2 protein-coding genes are annotated in these 2,251 nt (G+C 49.4%); both read right to left on the minus strand.

Annotated elements, in window-relative coordinates; genetic code table 11:
• Window positions 1–188: 188 nt before the first annotated feature.
• Window positions 189–557 carry a hypothetical protein gene (locus ACGF49_RS24360; RefSeq protein WP_228903212.1) on the minus strand — a complete coding sequence of 123 codons (369 nt, stop codon included), beginning with the start codon at window positions 555–557 and terminating at the stop codon, window positions 189–191.
• On the minus strand, window positions 551–2,251 hold a 1,701-nt coding region (gene tssI, locus ACGF49_RS24365), incomplete at its 5' end, for a type VI secretion system tip protein TssI/VgrG (protein WP_387493250.1). The genes tssI and ACGF49_RS24360, both read right to left, overlap by 7 nt.

Here is a 2,251-nt window from a genome sequence, read left to right on the forward strand (position 1 = left end):
CAGGGTGAAGCTGCTGCCGTTGTTGTCATCGGCGCTGGTGAGCACCAGCATACTGACATCCCGCCAGTCGCGGGGCACGTTGAGGGTGCCGGCGTTAAAGTGAAAAGGGATGTGCGTCTTTTCCTGGGTCATAGTCTTTTCCTGCTAAAAATGAGATAGAAAAAAGAAATTTACTTAATATGAAATCATTATTGGGCGTGCCACTTTCCGATTTCTGATAAAAGCAATTTCTTCCCTTGAGTGATTTCTAATATCCCGTCGAGATATATTGTATATGTCGTACCACGATTAATGAATTCATAACCATATAAGTTACAAGTTCCTGTCTGACAGTTTTTATTTAATGTTTTCCCTTTAAGCGTCAGCGTGGCACTATCTTTTTTTCTTACTCCAGTATACATGACGTCATCACAGGTGATTTCACCTTCGGGGCAAAGAACATGAATAGTGATAATAAATTTTTCTGTTTCCAATGACGAAGTATAAGACGCAAACGATGTATAAGAATGGAAAATAGAAATAATCCCAATAAGAATAGAAAATATTTTTTTTACCATTTTTCATAGACTCCATTATTAAATATTTTTAACTCAGCTGCTCGTCGATTTATTAAGCCTTGATTGACCTTGCCTTGTGATTTGTTCCATACTTTCCAGGCATCATCAATGCTGTCATAACCTGTCTTCGCATTTTCATCATTTATCATTTTGACAACAGATGATTTTTTGAATCCACTGATACCAATGTTATATGACAGCAAAACTAAAGCGTCGTACTCGTTTTGTTTTATTTCCTTTGTTATTCCATCATTCACCGCTTTTTCATAAGGTGCAAGAGTGTCTTTGAATAGCTGTTCTGCTTCATCTTCCGTAATGCCATTTTTATATGTATCCCATTCACTTCTTGAAATCAATTTACCATATCCGATAGTTGCCCCTTTAGTCCAGTTGTCTATATTTTTGCCTGTTTGGTCATCGTATGGTTTCAATCGCAGTACCTCGATTTCTTTTAATAAATCTAATCCATTCTGGCTTATTGATTTTTTATTATCATCTGAAATAGCATTATTTTCGTGTTGAGGAGATTGGCTTGCAGAGACTGTTCCAACTGCATTATTGGCAGGCACAGATGGTTTTTTTCCGCCATGGCTCGTTGATGGTGAGATTCCTGTCGAAACATGAGAAGAAGGCGATTCAGCTATCACACTATCAGTGACAGAGGGGGCAACACTGCTTTGACCGCCACCGTTATTTAAACTAATTTGAGTGCCGTTAATCAACACCCCGTCCGGGGTGAGTTCAATCACGGAACCGCCGAAGGAAAGTTTAATGTGCGCTGTCGTCATCTCAATGTTCCCCGCGCCGACAGTCAGGGTGATGTTGTCGCTGGCGGTGTACAGTTGCGTGCCCTCGCCGGCTTTACCGGCGCTGGCCTTGACCTGCACCTGATTGGCTTCGGTGCTGCGCAGCCGGCAGATGGTTTCGGTGAGGCTGCCCTGTTCAATGCGGGTCTGTTCATCGCCGCTCTTCACCGCCACCTGGCGGTTGCCGGTTTCCACCACCAGGGTCTGGTCGTGTTTCACCACGGTGTGCATGTCCCGCTGGGCGTGCAGCGCCAGTTCCTCACTGCCTTTGGCATCCTCGAAGCGCAGCTCGTTGTAGCCTTCCCCTTTATGGGTTTTGGAGCGCAAGGCCATCTGGGTTTTGCTGCCGGGCAGGTCCCCCGGCGGCAGATTGCTGGCATGGTAGGCGCGTCCGGTGACAATCGGCTGGTCCGGGTCGCCGTTAAGAAAGTCCACCACCACCTCCTGCCCGATACGCGGTATCGCCAGCATGCCCCAGCCCTGCCCGGCCCAGGGCTGGGTCACCCGTATCCAGCAGGAGCTGCTGTCGTTGTTCCGGCCGTAGCGGTCCCAGAGAAATTGCAGCCGGATACGGCCGTAGCGGTCGCAGTAGATTTCTTCGCCGGCCGGGCCGACCACGTTGGCAATCTGCGGGCCCTCCATCGCCGGTTTGGGTAACGGGGCCGGGCGCCAGTGCTGATTGTCGGCAATGAAGGTGAAATCGTTGCGCAGGGTGGTGCCGCTCTCCCCGGCGGCCTGTTCCAGCGCCTGCGGCTGACTGCCATGATGGGTGACGCCGACCAGCTGCCAGAGCCGGTTGAGGTCGTCCCGGGGATGGCCGGTCAGGGTGAACAGCACGCCGGGCTGCATCGTCGCGGCATTACTTTCACCGTCACCGGTCAGGGCATT

The organism is Photorhabdus sp. RM96S, assembly GCF_042879335.1.
Taxonomy (GTDB): Bacteria; Pseudomonadota; Gammaproteobacteria; order Enterobacterales; family Enterobacteriaceae; genus Photorhabdus; species Photorhabdus kayaii.